This window comes from Tsukamurella sp. DT100, assembly GCF_049844855.1.
Lineage (GTDB): Bacteria > Actinomycetota > Actinomycetes > Mycobacteriales > Mycobacteriaceae > Tsukamurella.
Genome location: NZ_JBNCLV010000001.1, coordinates 213,104 through 228,303 on the forward strand (window position 1 = coordinate 213,104; position 15,200 = coordinate 228,303).

The following is a 15,200-nucleotide window of genomic DNA, read 5'->3' on the forward strand; positions in this document are numbered from 1 at the left end:
TCATCGTGTCAACCCCAGATGTTCTGACACGCCCGTCCGGTTCCTTATTCGTGGACGACGGACAGGTCTCCTGCGGCGTGCTGCGCCCGCAGGACCTTCTTGTCGAACTTGCCGACGGAGGTCTTCGGGACCTCCGCGATGAAGGCCCAGTTGTCGGGGATCTGCCACTTCGCGAACTTGCCGCCGAGGTGTTCCTGCAGCTCAACGATGGTGACCTCGGCGCCCGGCTGGAGCACGACCGCCACCAGCGGGCGCTCGTCCCACTTGGGGTCGGGCACGCCGATCGCCACCGCCTCGAGCACCGCCGGGTGCGCCATCACCTCGTTCTCGAGCTCGACCGAGCTGATCCACTCGCCGCCGGACTTGATGACGTCCTTCGAGCGGTCGACGAGGGTCACGTAGCCGTCCGCTGTGAGCTTGCCGATGTCGCCGGTGCGCAGCCACCCGCCCTCGAACTTGTCGGCGCCGACGGGCTCGGACCCCTCCGGGCTGTAGTAGCTGCCGGTGACCCAGGGCCCGCGGACCTGCACCTCGCCCTGCTCCCCGCCCGCCGGGACGACCTCGCCGAGGTCGTCGACCAGACGGCCCTGGACGCCCGGGAAGAACCTGCCCTGCGTGTTCCGGTAGGCCCAGGCCTCCTCGCCCGTCACGCCGCGCGGCGGCCACGCGATGCTCGCGAGCGGCGAGGTCTCCGTCATGCCCCAGGCCTGGACCACCTGCACGCCGTGCCGATCGAGGGCCTTCGCGAGGCTCAGCGGGACCGCCGACCCGCCGCACGCGATGTGTCGCAGATGGCTGATGTCCTGGGGGTGCGCGTCCAGGTGGTTGACGATGCCGATCCACACCGCCGGCACCGCGGCGGAGATGGTCGGCCTCTCCTCGGCGAGGAGGCGGGCCATCGGCTCCGGCTGCAGGTAGCGGTCCGGCAGGATCAGCGAGGCGCCCGACATGAGCGCCCCGAACGGCGTGCCCCAGCTCATGGCGTGGAACATCGGCACGATCGGCAGCACGGTGTCGTTCGGGCCCATGCCGAGGCCGTAGCTCGCGCACACCGCGGTGGAGTGGAGCCAGATGCTGCGGTGGCTGTACATGACGCCCTTGGGGTCGCCGGTGGTGCCCGAGGTGTAGCAGGCGGCCGCCGCCGCGCGTTCGTCGATCTCGGGCCAGTCGTACTCGTCGGCCTGCGCGTCGAGCAGGTCGCGGTAGTCGTGCAGCTGCACGCCCGACGGTGCCTCCACCTCGTCCTTGTTCCCGTCCACCACGATCACGTGCTCGATGGTGGTCATGCCGCCGATCGCGGCGTTGAGCTGCGGAATCAGGCTGCCGTCGGTGATGATCACGCGGTCGGCGGCGTGGTTGGCGATGTAGGTGATCTGGTCCGGGAAGAGCCGGATGTTGATGGTGTGCAGGACGCTGCCCATCGCGGGGATCGCGACGTACGCCGTCATGTGCTCGTTGTTGTTCCACTGGAAGGTGCCGACGCGATCGCCCGGGACGACGCCCAGCGCCGTCAGCGCGTTCGCGAGCCGCGCGGCCTCGCGCCCCAGCTCGCCGAAGCTCATCCGGGTGGTCTTCTCGGGTGTCCACGTGGCGACCTCGCCGGCGTCCGCGTACCAGGTGGTGGCGTGGCGGAGCAGCGTCGCCAGCGACAGGTGCTCGTCTTGCATCGTGGAGGCCAGGGGCAGGATCCGCTCGGTCATAGGGCATGCGTACCGCATGGCCGACGGTGCGCGGCCCGGTTTCGGCCAGCTCACGGGACGGCTCAGGCGACCGACCGGAACAGTTGCAGGTCCGTCGCGGCGCCGAGCCCCGACTCGAGTCCCGATTCCGGGCCCCGCCGGTCGCCGGGCCGCCGGTCGCCCGGGCGCCAGTCGTCGAGGAGGACCCGCACCATCCAGCCCGTGAACTGCCCAGAGTCCTCGTCGAAGCCGGACGGCTGGGAGACCTCCAGGCGAACCGCGGCGCCGTCGTCGCAGTAGAGGAGCACCCAGGTGCCGGCGAGCGCACCGCCGGACCGGGCCGCGGGGCGGAGGGCCGAGAGCGGGAACAGCACCTCGTCGGGCCGGAAGGAGTCGGCGGTGGCCATCCCCTTGCGCCGGACGACGTGCGGTCCGTGTATGGACCCGGCGCTGCCGGTGGCCGCGTCGCCGCTCATCACCGCGAGCGTGCGGCGGCTGGCGATGTGGCGGCTGGCGGGCTGGCCGCGCCTGTTGTCCGGGAACCATCGTTCCGTCGCCGCGAGCCGCCGGCGCAGCTCCGCGACGAGTTCGACCCAGCGCACGAAGCCCGGCGCCATGGGCGGGGCGAAGTGGTCGAGCGCCCCCGCGGCCCGCTCCCCCGCCGCCACCGCGGCGTACAGGTCCTCGATCTCGATGTCCATGGCGCGCAGGAAGTCCGCCGCCCGTTCGGGCGGGACGATCTGCGCGGTGAGCAGTGGCTCCAGGTCCGACATCGGTGCCCCCTTCGACGATGTCCGAACGCTAGCGCCGAGCACCGACAGGTTCGGTCTTCCGGTTCTGTCGGTGGGTCGTGCGACGCTGGTGCCGTACCCGGAGGAGGACCCATGACCATCGATGCGATCGCCGATTCCCTCGCGGAGGCCGCGCACGCGGGACAGACCGACAAGGCCGGCAACGACTACATCACCCACCCGCGTCGCGTCGCGGGACTGGTGACGCCGCAGACCGCGGAGAACCGCGCCGCCGCGCTGCTGCACGACGTCCTGGAGGACACGAGCGTGACGGCCCACGAGCTCGCTTCGGCCGGGATCCCCGCGCCGGTCGTGCGGGCGGTCGATCTGCTCACCCGCCGCGCCGACGTACCGAGCGAGGCCTACTACGCGGCGATCCGCGCCGACCCGATCGCCCTCGCGGTGAAGCGCGCCGACATCGCGGACAACACCGATCCGCAGCGGCTCGCGCTCCTGGATCCCGCGACGCAGGAGCGGCTGCGCGCCAAGTACGCCGCGGCGATCGCTGCCCTCGAGACGCCCGCGGGCGGATAGGCTCGCTCACGTCCCGGACGAGAGGAAAATCGTGCGCCGCACCTATGAGGGCCGTGACCTGCCTCGCCAGGACGAGGAACTCGTCGACCAGGGCCTCGGGTTCGATCTCGGCACGATGACCACCCGTCGCCGGATGCTGTCCCTCCTCGGGATCGGCACGCTCGGGCTCGGCGTGGCCGCGTGCGGAACGAGTTCCCCGGCCGGATCGCCATCGTCGGCCGCGGCTTCGACGACCTCGGCCGGTGCGGTTCCGACTCCGGGGACTCTCGCTGAGATCCCCGAGGAGACGGCGGGCCCGTACCCGGGCGACGGGTCGAACGGGCCCGACGTGCTGGAGCTCGACGGCGTGGTGCGCAGCGACATCCGGTCGAGCTTCGGCGCGATGTCCGGCACCGCGGAGGGCGTGCCGGTCACGCTCGAGCTGACGGTGCGCGATCTCGCGCGCGACGGTGCGCCCTTCGCCGGCGCCGCCGTCTACGTGTGGCACTGCGACCGCGAGGGCCGCTATTCGCTCTACACCGCGGGCGCGACGGACCAGAACTGCTTTCGCGGCGTACAGATCGCCGATGCGGCCGGCGTCGTGCGCTTCACCAGCGTCTTCCCCGCGTGCTACGAGGGCCGTTGGCCGCACGTCCATTTCGAGGTCTACCGCGACCGGGCCGACATCACCGACGCAGCGAAGGCCATCGCCACCTCGCAGCTCGCCTTCCCGGAGGAGGTCTGCGACACGGTGTACGCCACTTCCGGCTACGAGTCGTCAATCCGGACCTTCAGTCGCGTCTCGCTGGCCTCCGACAGCGTCTTCCGTGAGGACAGCGCCGAGCATCAGTCGGCGACCGTCGCCGGTGACATACGCGCCGGCTACCGGGTCTCGCTCCCGGTGGGTGTCGACACGCGGACCGCACCCGGCGGTCGCCCGCGGTAGCGCGGCGGTGCGTCTACATCAGGTGGGTCGGCTCAACAGTGACCGCGAAGGGCGCAACGGTCGTGATCTTCTGCTGAATCGGCGAGTGGCCCCGCTCATACTTGCCTCGCCTGCGCCGCCGAAGAACCTGATTGAGGCGGAGTGACGCCAAGAGCCCGGAACTCCCTGGCGATAAGGGATTTACAGTCCCTCCAGTGGTCAGCAAGACCATCCGGCGACGGCCACGCCGCCGGGTCGGAGGGCAGATCCATCCGTCGATAGTCGAGATCGCGATAGCGAGTCTCGGTGACCAGCGGAGACACCCGAATTCGGTACGCGCTATCCACCGCGATCAGAAGCGCATCGAACAGCGAGTGCAGGTCGGAACGAAGGAGAATCCCGTTCGACACCAGATTGCTGTGCTGCCCTCGATAGCAGTGGATGTGCGCCGCCTCAAGCACAATCTCGGTCGTCGTACGGGAGAACGCGCACTGCCGGCCGTATGCCCGCATGAGCTCCGCGCGGAACGCCTGCTGTCCTTGCCGGATCGCGAGACGCTGCATTGCGAACCTCCGGCGGTCCTCGTAGAGCGAATGTTGCTGCTTCGGCGATACCGAAACGGAGCGATCAATGACGCTCCAGCTAGGCGTGAACTGCGCCAGGACAAGGTCGATCGCGGCCGTCTGGTGAATCTCTACCACCGCACGTTGAGGCAGCCGCTTCTCCATGGCTACCTGTACCGCTCCCCACAGGAGGCCCTGGGTGACCTCGTCCGTCACCACGTCGAAGGTGAACCTGTGCGTGTAGACCCGCTCGTCCGGCTGCCCCCAGTTCCCGGAGGGGTCTCCGGGCCGGATCAGAGTCGGAACACTCGTCGCGACTCCGAGCACTCTGGGTCCGGGGTCCGCGCCCGGGCCACCGAGCTGCCAGAAGATCAGGTCGTCTCCCGGCATGATCTTCTGGTTACTCGTCATGTCCCAGAAGCCGTTCGCGACCGCTTGCGGAATGTTGCCGGGTCGGTCTGCGATCACCGAAATCACCCATACTGCCATCGCCCGTGCGCCCTTCAGGGTTCGCGTCGGGTGGAGGCATGTCCTCAAACGGAAGCCTGTCGGGCCGAGCTCGTTTCATTGCTACTGCTGCACGAGGCGCCGGAGCGCTTCGCGGGTCTCTTCGTCGGTCGAGTACAGGACGGTGCCGACCATGCCGCGGGTGAGCAGCACCTTGTAGGTGTTGCGGATCAGCAGGTCGAACCGCACGTCCGTGAGGTTCTTTTTCGACTTGAGGCTGGGATCGCGATTCTCAGCACGGCGCACGGCGAATCGGCCGTCGCGCCAGACGAGATCCGGCCCGAGGATTACGCCACTCCAGTCGTATTCGAAGCCCTGCGCCGTGTACACGCATCCGACCTGCCCGAAGCCGCCGTCCTCGGTGGCCCACAGCTGCGAGGGCGGAACGTCGCCCATCCGTCGGTCAGACTTGGAGTTCCACGGCCTGGCCCAATCGTCGATCACGACATCGGGTACCAGCGTCCGTTCGGGTGTGGGATCGCTCCACGGCCAGCAATAGCCGGCGGTCATACGCGCGGAGTAGCCCTTGTCCCGCTGCTCGCCGAGGATCCGCTCGAAGTCCCACGGCGTCTCCGCGATCCGCACCTCGAAGCCGTCGTATCCCGTCCATGTCCACGGCGCCCGCTCACCGAGTCCGACGAGGTCCAGTACCCATTCGACGTACCGTTCACTTCCCCCGCAGCGGAACTGGTCGTCGAGCGCGATGTGCAACGTCTCGAGTCCGAGCGAGGCGGCGTAGGCACGGATCTGAGGCAGCGAACCCAGTTCTCCGGGGCGCACCACCTGGTGCTCGTCGAGCAGGAACAGCGGAACTCGAGCGGCTGCGATGAGCTCGTCCACCTGCGGACGCCCGGTCCGGTCGGCCGCGCGCGTGTACCTGTTGGCAGAGGTCTCTCGGATCCGGTGCGCCTCATCGAGGATGAGCACGTCGAGCCCGTTGCGGTCAGCGGTGACGAACTGGTTGAAATACTTGAACATCGCTTTGACCCGGGGTGCCCGGGCACCCGCGACCTGGCGCAGGGTCGTGGTGAACGACCGGGACCCGGTGGCGTGCAGCACCGTCCGACCCCGTCGGGCCAGGTCACCGAGCAGGGCGAGTGCGATCGCGCTCTTGCCGCTTCCTGGGCCGCCCGTCACCACGAGCACCCGCTTCGTATCGGCTGCCCGGGCCCGCTCCACGTCGTGCAGCACCAGGTCGACCGCGAGCTTCTGGTTGCCGATCAGGTGGAAGACCTGCCGCTCGCGCACCTCCTCCGCAGCGACCGCGAGCAGTTGCTGCGACGGTGCGGCGGGCGAGTTCAGCAGGGCATCGGCTGCGTAGCCGGACGGCGCACCGGGCTTGAGCCGAGTGCGGAGGTACGCGAGCATGGCGTCGGTGTCAGCCCCGGTGAACAGACGCCCCTCAGCCGTTGCGGGGTAGGCACTGAGGTCGGCGACTTCGCCGGGATCGTGGACGTTGTGCAGGTACGCGATACCTGCCAGCGGATCATCCTGACCGCGCAACGCTCGGGCGAAGTCCCCGATGTACTCGCAATAGCCGGCCACCTGGGCGACAGGGTGTAGCACCGGACCACCGAGGTGCGGGACGGTCACCATGCCCGGATCGTCCTCGAACAAGGCAGCGGACGACCACTGCTTCAGCTCGACCACCACGTACGACGGTGCGCCCGTCTCGGGGTGGACACCCGCGAGCACGACGTCGGCGCGTCGCGAGGACAGCGGCAGCTTGTACTCGATCAGCATCTCGACGTCGCCGAGGCCACCGTGCCGCAGGTCCGCGGCGAACGACGGGAGGCTGTTCCCCCACGACCGCTGCTCGGCGCGGGCGACGGTGATTCCGCGTTCGAACAACATGCGCTCCAGCAGCTTCTCCACGAGCGACTCCGAGGTGTACTCCTCGAGCAGTCGGTTCGCGGTGACCCGCAACAACGTCACGCCAGAATCCCCCAGGGCAGCACGAATGATCGTGCGGAGGGGATCTGCCCTGGGCGGGAGTTCCGTCGAACCGCTGACCTGAGACTACCGCGATGCCGAAGACCGCCAGCAGAAACTTGTCAGTGGGCGGTGCGATGCTCCTTCCATCAGGTCCTGGGGAGGATGAAATGACCACACGCACAAGCATTCTGACTTGAACTAACAGTCATCACTTCTGACGGGCGCGGTCCGCGCACCGTCGGCCTGATCCAACGGAGCCGAGGGCTCCACTCACGACGTGAGGCACTTCCCGCCTCAGGTCGACTTCACAGATCCCAAGAATCGAGGATTCGTCATGCCTCAGCAGCCCTTCCCGCTGCAGCCCGGCCAGCCCGAGCAGCCCGGTCAGCCCTACGCCGGCCAGCCGTACCCGGGCCAGCCCGCGCCCTACGGCGCTCCGCCCGCTCCCCCCCAAGAAGAAGCGCAAGTGGCCGTGGATCGTGCTCGCGGTGATCGCCTTCCTGGGTGTCATCTCGGTCGCGACCGGCGGCGGCGACAAGGACGAGGCGACCGCCGCCGGCGGCACCACGGCCGGCATTGCCGCCACCGAGAAGGCGGACCCGAAGGCCGTGGGCCTGAACACCCCCGTCCGCGACGGGAAGTTCGAGTTCGTGGTGACCGGTGTCCAGCCCGGGCTCGCCGAGGTGGGCGACAACCCGTATCTCGCGAAGAAGGCCCAGGGCCAGTTCGTGGTCGTCGCGATGACGGTGAAGAACATCGGCACCAAACCGCAGGACTTCAGCCCGTCGTCGCAGAAGGTCAAGGATGCGCAGGGCCGCTCGTTCGAATCGGACTCCATGGCGCAGATCGCGCTCGGCGACTCCGACGTGCCGGTGTGGGACAACATCAACCCCGGCAACACGGTGCAGATCAAGGTCGTCTTCGACATGCCCAAGGACGCCGAGCCCGCCACCATCGAGCTGCATGACTCGATGTTCTCCGGCGGCGCGACGGTCGCCCTGAAGTAGTCGACAGGAGCTCCGGACCACCGTCTCGGCGGTGGCCGGAGCGCCACGACGGCGCCTAGCATTGTGTTATCGCATCGATCTGGTCGACGGAGGAGAACCACGATGTCGCACACAGTCCGAATCGCCGACGACATCGTCGAACACGCCCACGCCGAAGCCGCTCGACGTGGCCGATCCGTTGCCGACCAGATCGATCATTGGGTCAGGATCGGTCGAGAGATAACGCACGACACTCCCTCACGACGCCGTGTCGAGTCTGCTCGTGCTGGAACCGTTCCCATCAGTGCTCTCACCCGCGAAGAAGCGCGGCTGTACGGCGCACTCTTCCGAATGGAACTCCAGCAGAAGCTGCACGAGACCGATTTCGGCGAGATCTTGGCCGCGGAGGGAGTCGTCACAGTTGTCCTGGACGACCAGGGCCGCCTCGTCGAACACCACCCCGATGGCACGGAGGTCGTCCTTTCGGACGATTGACAATGGTCATCCGCGTCGACGCTGCCGAGCCAACGAAAATCTCAGCGCTACGAGACGCCGGTACATTCGAGGTAGGGATCTGGAGGAGGTTCGAGATGGCGGAGACGGTGCCCCAGGAGATCGCCCGCCGGGTGACCACGGCGGCGGATGCAGTTCCGGTCGGGCGGGAGCAGGCACAGGCCGCGGCGCATGACGCCGCCCACTACCTGCAGAACCTGCGCGCGACCGCGATCGACGACGCCTATCGGCGCTTCACCGCGAGCAACAGCCCCGGCTACCTGGCGCATCTGCAGTACGGGCCGCCGCCGCAGATCAAGAAGGGCGCTGTCGTCGCGATCGCGATGCTCGTCGGAGCCTTCCTGGTCAGCGATGCGATCGCGACAGTCGGCGTCGGGGCCTTCCTCGTACTGCTGCTCGCTCTGGTGGGAGTGGTGGGCGTTCACCGCTGGCGGGTGAGCAGACACCGTCGGGCGCTCGCCGAGCGGGAGCAGGCCCGCCTCGCCGCGAATCCGTGGCCGTTCCGCGCCGAGCGCACCCCCGCGTACAACCCCGACGCCGAACCGGGCCAGACCCGCGTGGAGACCCGCCTCCTGGGCGTCGCGGTCCTGCTCACCGAGGAGATCCGGCGCTCTCCCGCCTGGAACAACCCGCTCCTCGACCAGCACCGCGTCCGGATCAACCTCGACGCCACGCTGCAGGACATCAGCCACCGCGCCCACCGCGTGTGGCGCATGCGCACCGACACTCCACGCCCGTCGGGCGCCTCGCCGGCAGCGCCCGCGCTGGCCCAGCACATCGACGAGTACACGCACGCCGCACGCATGGCCGAGGACGCCCTCCGCGACCACGTGGCGGCCCTCGCCGAGTACCTGGGTGAACTGCGGCCCGTCGAACGGCTGCTCGGCGACCTCCAGATCCTGGACCGGACCAACAGCAGCGCCCACCGCGAGCTGCTCGACCAGCTGTACCGCGACGCGGTGGGCAACGAGGCCGACGCGCTGCGCTTCCAGAGCCACGCGAACGAGCTGCGCGACCTGCAGGCCAGCCTCGACGCCCAGTTCCACTTCCTGCGCGAGCAGGTGACCCGCACCAACCTGCTGCGCTGACCGCACGCCGACCCCACTGAGAGGCGCCATGATCGAGCGAGCACGCAGCGGCTCCCCCGCCGCGTCGAACGCCGACCTCACCGTGGACCCGTGCGCCGTGGACGAGGCCGCGCTCCCGCCCGAGGACCTGTTCTCCTCACTGGCGTGCCTGCGCTACGGCGCCTCGGACGAGCCGCCCCGCTGGCGCGACGGCGCCGCCCTGCTCGCGCGCGACCCCGGCATCGTCGACCGAAGTATCTGGGCCGCGGCCACCGCGGCTGACACGGACGCGCTCGCCGCGCACCTGCGCGCCGATCCGTCCCTCGCGACCACCGCCGGCGGCCCGTTCGGCTGGCACCCCCTCACCCACCTCTGCTACTCGCGGGTCCCGCTCCCGAGCGCACAGGACACCGCGCTGGAGGCCGCCGCGCTGCTCCTCGACGCGGGCGCCGACCCGAACACCGGCTTCCTGCACTCCGGGCTGCCCACCCCGTTCACCGCCCTCACCGGTGTCTTCGGCGAGGGCGAGCAGGGCGCCGGCCGCCAGCCTCGACATCCTCGGGCCCCGGAATTGGCGGCCCTCCTGTTGGACCGCGGCGCGCACCCCGTCGACCAGCAGACCCTCTACAACCGCATGTTCCGGCCCGACGACACGCACCTCGAGCTGCTCTTCGCGCACGGCCTCGCCGACGCCGGGCCGAGTCCGTGGGAGACCCGCGCCGGCGCCGAGACGGAGAACCGCGCGCAGGTCTGGCGCCGCCAGGTCGACTGGGCGGCGCAGCACGGCTTCGCCGCGCGCCTGAACCTCCTCGCCGAGCACGGCATCGACGTCGCGGGAGTCACCGTCACCGTTCCGACCGTCCCCGACGACCCGAACGCGAGGGACGACGAGGGCGCGACGCCGCTGCATCACGCCGCGTGGGCGGGCGATCTCGACCTGATCCGCACGCTCCTCGCCGCCGGAGCCGACCGCACCGTCACCGACCTGCGATACGGCACCACCCCGCGCGAGTGGGCCGAGCACGCGTACCAGCCGGAGGCGGAGCGACTCCTGCGCTGAGGTGCCACGCCGGGCGCCCCGGGCGTGATTACATCGACGAATGACCACCACCCCCGGTTACAAACCCGACACCCGCTTCTTCGGACATCCCTGGCCGCTGGTGAACCTGTTCGGCGTCGAGATGTGGGAGCGCTTCTCGTTCTACGGGATGCAGGCGATCCTCGCGTACTACCTGTACTACTCGGCGTCCGAGGGCGGCCTCGGCTTCGACAAGACCACCTCGCTCGGAATCGTCGGCGCCTACGGCGGATTCGTCTACCTCTCGACGATCGCGGGCGCCTGGGTCTCGGACCGTCTCCTGGGCGCGGAGCGCACGCTCTTCTACTCCGCGTGCCTGGTGATGGCGGGCCACATCGCCCTCGCGGCCATCCCGGGCGCGACCGGCGTCGCGATCGGCCTGGTGCTCGTGGCGGTCGGTTCCGGCGGCGTGAAGGGCAACGCCACCAAGGTCGTCGGCGACCTCTACCCGGCGGGTGACACCCGCCGCGACGCCGGCTTCTCGCTCTTCTACATGGGCGTCAACCTGGGCGCCTTCGTCGGCCCCCTGCTCACCGGCTACCTGCAGGACAACGTCGGCTTCCACTGGGGCTTCGGCCTGGCAGCGGTCGGCATGGCGCTCGGCCTCCTCCAGTACGGGCTCACCCGCAAGATGCTCCCCCGGATCAGCCAGGAAGTGCCGAACCCCGCCTCGCGCACCGATATCCAGCGCGTCGCCACAGGCGCCGTGGTCGCGATCGCGATCGTCGTGGGCCTCATCCTGACCGGCGTGATCACCGCGAAGAACCTGGTGGACGCTGTGATCATCACCGTCGCCGCGATCTCCCTCGCCTACTTCGTCTTCCTCCTCCGCAGCAACCGGGTCGACGATGCCGAACGCAACGGCGTCAAGGCCTTCATCCCCCTCTTCCTCTCCCAGGTCGCCTTCTGGGCGCTGTTCCAGCAGATGTTCACGTTCGTCGCGGTCTACGCCGACGAGCGCCTCGACCGCACCCTCGGCGGCTGGGAGTTCCCCGCCTCCTGGATCCAGTCCGTCGATCCGGTCTACATCCTCATCTTCGCCCCGATCTTCGCGGCGCTGTGGACGAAGCTCGGCCCGCGCCAGCCCAGCACGCCGATCAAGTTCGCCATCGGCACCATGGGCATCGGCGTCGCCTTCCTCGCCTTCCTGCTCATGCCCGCGGGCGTGAACACGGCGCCGCTGATCGGCCTGCTCGGGATCATGCTGATCTTCGCGCTCGCCGAGCTGTGCATCTCCCCCGTCGGCCTCAGCGTCTCCACGAAGCTCGCGCCGCGCGCCTTCGCAGCGCAGATGGTGGCGCTGAACTTCCTGTCCATCAGCCTCGGCACCGCCCTCGCCGGCCGCCTCGCGACGTTCTACGACCAGGACGACGAGGCGCCGTACTTCCTGATCCTGGGCGGCACCGCCATCGCCATCGGCCTGGTCGTCGTGGCCCTGACCCCGATGATCAAGCGCCTCGCCCCCGCCGTCGCCTGAGGGTGACCTCAGGGCACCGTCGAACCTGTCCAATCCCTTCACGCCCACGAGACTTCCGAGTAACTTCGTCACCAAGCACTGGAACGACGCGAGGAGCGGGTTTGCCGGCGGACGAGTACGACTACATCGTGGTGGGGGCCGGCAGCGCGGGCGCCGTCATGGCGGCGCGCCTGTCGGAGGATCCGGGCGTCTCCGTCCTGCTCCTCGAGGCGGGCGGCGAGGCGGATGCGGACGAGATCCACATCCCGCTCGCCTTCTCCGCGCTGTTCAAGACGAAGTGGGATTGGAACTACACCACCACCCCGCAGAAGCACCTCGACGACCGGCCGACGTACTGGCCGCGGATGAAGGCGCTCGGCGGCTGCTCGTCGATGAACGCGATGATCTACATCCGCGGCAACCGTGCGGACTTCGACGCCTGGGAATCGGAGTACGGCGCCACCGGCTGGTCGCACGACGACGTGCTGCCCTACTTCAAGAAGGCCGAGGGCAACGCCGCCCGCCGCGACGAGTTCCACGGCACCCACGGCCCCCTCAACGTCGAGGACCGGGTGTACACGCACCCGCTCGTCAACGCGTGGGTGGACAGCGCCGTCAGCTCCGGACTGAAACGGAACGACGACTTCAACGGCGCCACCCAAGACGGCGCCGGCCTGTACCAGGTCACCTGCAAGGGAGGTCGGCGCTGGTCGACCGACAAGGCCTACATCGAACCGGCGCGCTCGCGACCGAACCTCACGGTCGCACTGGGCGCCACCGCCCGGAGGATCGAGTTCGACGGTGACCGCGCCACGGGCGTGACCTTCAAGCAGCAGGCCGCGGAGCACACCGCGAAGGCGCGCCGCGAGGTGATCCTGTCCGGGGGCGCGATCAACTCACCGCAGCTGCTGATGCTCTCGGGGATCGGCCCGGCCGAGCACCTGGCCGAGTTCGGCATCGACACCCGGGTCGCCCTCGCCGGGGTCGGCGCCAACCTGCACGATCATCCGATCGTGCCGATCATCTTCGACACCCACGGCGCGAGCGACCTCATGGAGGCGCAGAACCTGCAGAACCTCCTGCGCTGGAAGCTGCTCGGCACCGGCCCGCTGGCGTCCAACGGCGGTGAGGCGGGCGGCTTCTTCCGCTCCCGCGACGATCTCGAACACCCGGATCTGCAGTACCACGTCATGGGATCGGGCTTCTACGACAACATGCTGCACGAGCCGACGAAGCGCGGATTCATCTGCGGCCCCACGCTGGTCAACGTCGCCAGCCGAGGTCAGGTGCGGCTGCGCTCCGCGAATCCCGACTGGCACCCGTCGCTCGAGCCGAACTACTTCGATCAGCAGGCCGACCTCGAGGCCCTCCTCGCGGGCACGCGCGCCGGCTTCGAGCTGTGCCGCCAGGGGCCGCTCGCGCGCAACCTGGGCAAGCCCTGGCACGTGCCCGAGGATCCGTCGGACGACGACTTCCTCGCCCTGATCCGGACCTACGCCCAGACCCTGTTCCATCCGGTGGGCACCTGCGCGATGGGGTCCGGCGAGGACTCCGTGGTGGACCCGCACCTGCGCGTCCGCGGCACCGAGGGACTGCGCGTGGTCGACGCCTCGGTGATGCCGATGATCACGCGCGGCAACACGAACGCCCCCACCATCATGATCGCCGAGAAGGCGGCCGACGAGATCAGGAAGTCAGCATGACCGCAGCGAACACGAAGACCTTCGACTCCCTCAACCCCCGCACGGGCGACGTGGTCGAGACGTACCCGATCCACTCCGCCGACCACGTGCACGCCGTCGTGGCGCGGGCCCGCGAGCAGGCCGACTGGTGGCAGGAGATCGGCTTCGACGGCCGCAAGCAGGCCCTCAACACGTGGAAGGGCGTGATCACCCGGCGGATCAACCAGCTGGCGCAGATCGTGCACGACGAGACGGGCAAACCGCACGGCGACGCCCTGCTCGAGGCCGCCCTCGGCATCGACCACCTGGCCTACGCCGCCAACCACGCGAAGAAGGTCCTCGGGCCGCGGCGCGTCGGCTCGGGCCTGGTCATGGCCAACCAGTCGGCGACGGTGCGCTACCACCCGCTCGGCGTCGTCGGCGTCATCGGCCCGTGGAACTACCCCGTCTTCACCCCGATGGGCTCGATCGCCTACGCGCTCGCCGCCGGCAACGCCGTCGTCTTCAAGCCCTCGGAGTACACGCCCGGCGTCGGCGTGTGGCTGGCCCGCACGTTCGAGGAGGCCGTCGGCCGTCCCGTGCTGCAGGCCGTCACGGGCCTCGGCGAGACCGGCAACGCGTTGTGCACCTCGGGCGTGAACAAGGTGGCCTTCACCGGCTCCAGCAACACCGGCAAGAAGGTCATGGCCGCGTGCGCGGAGACGCTGACGCCGGTGGTGATCGAGGCCGGCGGCAAGGACGCCTTCCTCGTCGACCGCGACGCCGACCTCGACGCCGCCGCCGATGCCGCGGCCTGGGGCGCCTTCGCCAACGCCGGCCAGACCTGCGTCGGCGTGGAGCGCGTCTACGTGCACAAGGACGTCTACGACCCGTTCCTCGAGAAGCTCGTCGCCAAGGCCCGCGAGGTCACGGCGAACGACTCCGAGGACTCCAAGATCGGCCCGATCACCATGCCGAGCCAGCTGGCGATCATCAAGTCGCACATCGAGGACGCCCTCGCCCGCGGCGGCCACGCCCTCGTCGGCGGCGTCGACGCGGTCGGCGAGCGCTTCGTCCAGCCGACGGTGCTCGTCGACGTCCCCGAGGACTCGATCGCCGTCACCCAGGAGACCTTCGGCCCGACGGTGACCGTCGCCAAGGTGGACACCATGGACGAGGCGGTGGAGCTCGCCAACGCCACGAAGTACGGCCTCGCGGCGACGGTCTTCTCCAAGGCCCGCGGCATGGAGCTGGCGGACCGGATCCGCTCCGGCATGGCGGCGGTGAACGGCATCATCACGTTCGCCGGCGTGCCGAACCTGCCCTTCGGCGGCGTCGGCGAGTCGGGCTTCGGCCGCATCCACGGCCCCGACGGCCTGCGCGAGTTCACCTACGCCAAGGGCATCGCCCGCAAGCGCTTCAACCCGCTACTCAACCTGACGAGCTTCGCGCGCACCGCGGCGCAGGAGGGTCAGCTCACGCAGCTGATGACGATCCTGCACGGGCGCGGAGGCACGATCAAGTAG

The 15,200-nt window shown here is 69.4% G+C and carries 13 protein-coding genes; 9 read left to right on the top strand and 4 right to left on the bottom strand.

All coding sequences use genetic code 11. The annotated features are described in order from the left end of the window. Positions 1-44: 44 nt before the first annotated feature. Together ACLQ3K_RS01055 and ACLQ3K_RS01060 are read right to left on the bottom strand one after the other, a co-directional pair. Positions 45-1,700 carry a long-chain fatty acid--CoA ligase gene (locus ACLQ3K_RS01055; protein ID WP_425996345.1) on the bottom strand — a complete coding sequence of 552 codons (1,656 nt, stop codon included), beginning with the start codon at positions 1,698-1,700 and terminating at the stop codon, positions 45-47. 62 nt (positions 1,701-1,762) lie between these two features. After that, positions 1,763-2,452, bottom strand: coding sequence for a hypothetical protein (locus tag ACLQ3K_RS01060; protein WP_425996348.1), 690 nt, complete (start codon positions 2,450-2,452; stop codon positions 1,763-1,765). A gap of 111 nt (positions 2,453-2,563) precedes the next feature. On the opposite strand from ACLQ3K_RS01060, the gene ACLQ3K_RS01065 reads away from it, so the two are divergent. Both ACLQ3K_RS01065 and ACLQ3K_RS01070 read left to right on the top strand, forming a co-directional pair. Further along, positions 2,564-3,004, top strand: coding sequence for an HD domain-containing protein (locus tag ACLQ3K_RS01065; protein ID WP_425996350.1), 441 nt, complete (start codon positions 2,564-2,566; stop codon positions 3,002-3,004). 31 nt (positions 3,005-3,035) lie between these two features. Further along, on the top strand, positions 3,036-3,929 hold the full coding sequence (locus ACLQ3K_RS01070; protein ID WP_425996352.1) for an intradiol ring-cleavage dioxygenase: 894 nt from the start codon (positions 3,036-3,038) through the stop codon (positions 3,927-3,929). Between the two features lie 95 nt (positions 3,930-4,024). Here the strand turns inward: ACLQ3K_RS01070 and ACLQ3K_RS01075 are convergent, their stop codons facing one another. Both ACLQ3K_RS01075 and ACLQ3K_RS01080 read right to left on the bottom strand, forming a co-directional pair. After that, positions 4,025-4,948 carry an HNH endonuclease gene (locus tag ACLQ3K_RS01075; protein ID WP_425996354.1) on the bottom strand — a complete coding sequence of 308 codons (924 nt, stop codon included), beginning with the start codon at positions 4,946-4,948 and terminating at the stop codon, positions 4,025-4,027. Positions 4,949-5,041: 93 nt separating this feature from the next. Further along, positions 5,042-6,913: a DNA/RNA helicase domain-containing protein gene (locus ACLQ3K_RS01080; RefSeq protein WP_425996356.1), complete on the bottom strand. Its 1,872-nt coding sequence runs from the start codon at positions 6,911-6,913 to the stop codon at positions 5,042-5,044. A gap of 488 nt (positions 6,914-7,401) precedes the next feature. On the opposite strand from ACLQ3K_RS01080, the gene ACLQ3K_RS01085 reads away from it, so the two are divergent. From ACLQ3K_RS01085 to ACLQ3K_RS01115, 7 genes are all read left to right on the top strand, one after another. Continuing rightward, a complete protein-coding gene (locus tag ACLQ3K_RS01085) occupies positions 7,402-7,920 on the top strand; it encodes a DUF4352 domain-containing protein (RefSeq protein ID WP_425996358.1) in 519 nt (172 codons plus the stop codon). 102 nt (positions 7,921-8,022) lie between these two features. Beyond that, the gene (locus ACLQ3K_RS01090) at positions 8,023-8,394 is read left to right on the top strand and encodes a TA system antitoxin ParD family protein (RefSeq protein WP_336671321.1); all 372 of its coding nucleotides are present in this window, start codon (positions 8,023-8,025) and stop codon (positions 8,392-8,394) included. Positions 8,395-8,489: 95 nt separating this feature from the next. Beyond that, a complete protein-coding gene (locus tag ACLQ3K_RS01095) occupies positions 8,490-9,500 on the top strand; it encodes a hypothetical protein (RefSeq protein ID WP_425996360.1) in 1,011 nt (336 codons plus the stop codon). 28 nt (positions 9,501-9,528) lie between these two features. Next, entirely contained in the window at positions 9,529-10,539 is a 1,011-nt protein-coding gene (locus tag ACLQ3K_RS01100) for an ankyrin repeat domain-containing protein (protein WP_425996362.1), read from the top strand. 40 nt (positions 10,540-10,579) lie between these two features. Continuing rightward, on the top strand, positions 10,580-12,034 hold the full coding sequence (locus ACLQ3K_RS01105; RefSeq protein ID WP_425996364.1) for a peptide MFS transporter: 1,455 nt from the start codon (positions 10,580-10,582) through the stop codon (positions 12,032-12,034). Between the two features lie 101 nt (positions 12,035-12,135). Beyond that, positions 12,136-13,716, top strand: a complete 1,581-nt coding sequence (locus ACLQ3K_RS01110) for a GMC family oxidoreductase (protein ID WP_425996366.1) — start codon at positions 12,136-12,138, stop codon at positions 13,714-13,716. Further along, positions 13,713-15,200, top strand: coding sequence for an aldehyde dehydrogenase family protein (locus ACLQ3K_RS01115; protein WP_425996369.1), 1,488 nt, complete (start codon positions 13,713-13,715; stop codon positions 15,198-15,200). The genes ACLQ3K_RS01110 and ACLQ3K_RS01115 overlap by 4 nt, the downstream gene beginning before the upstream one ends.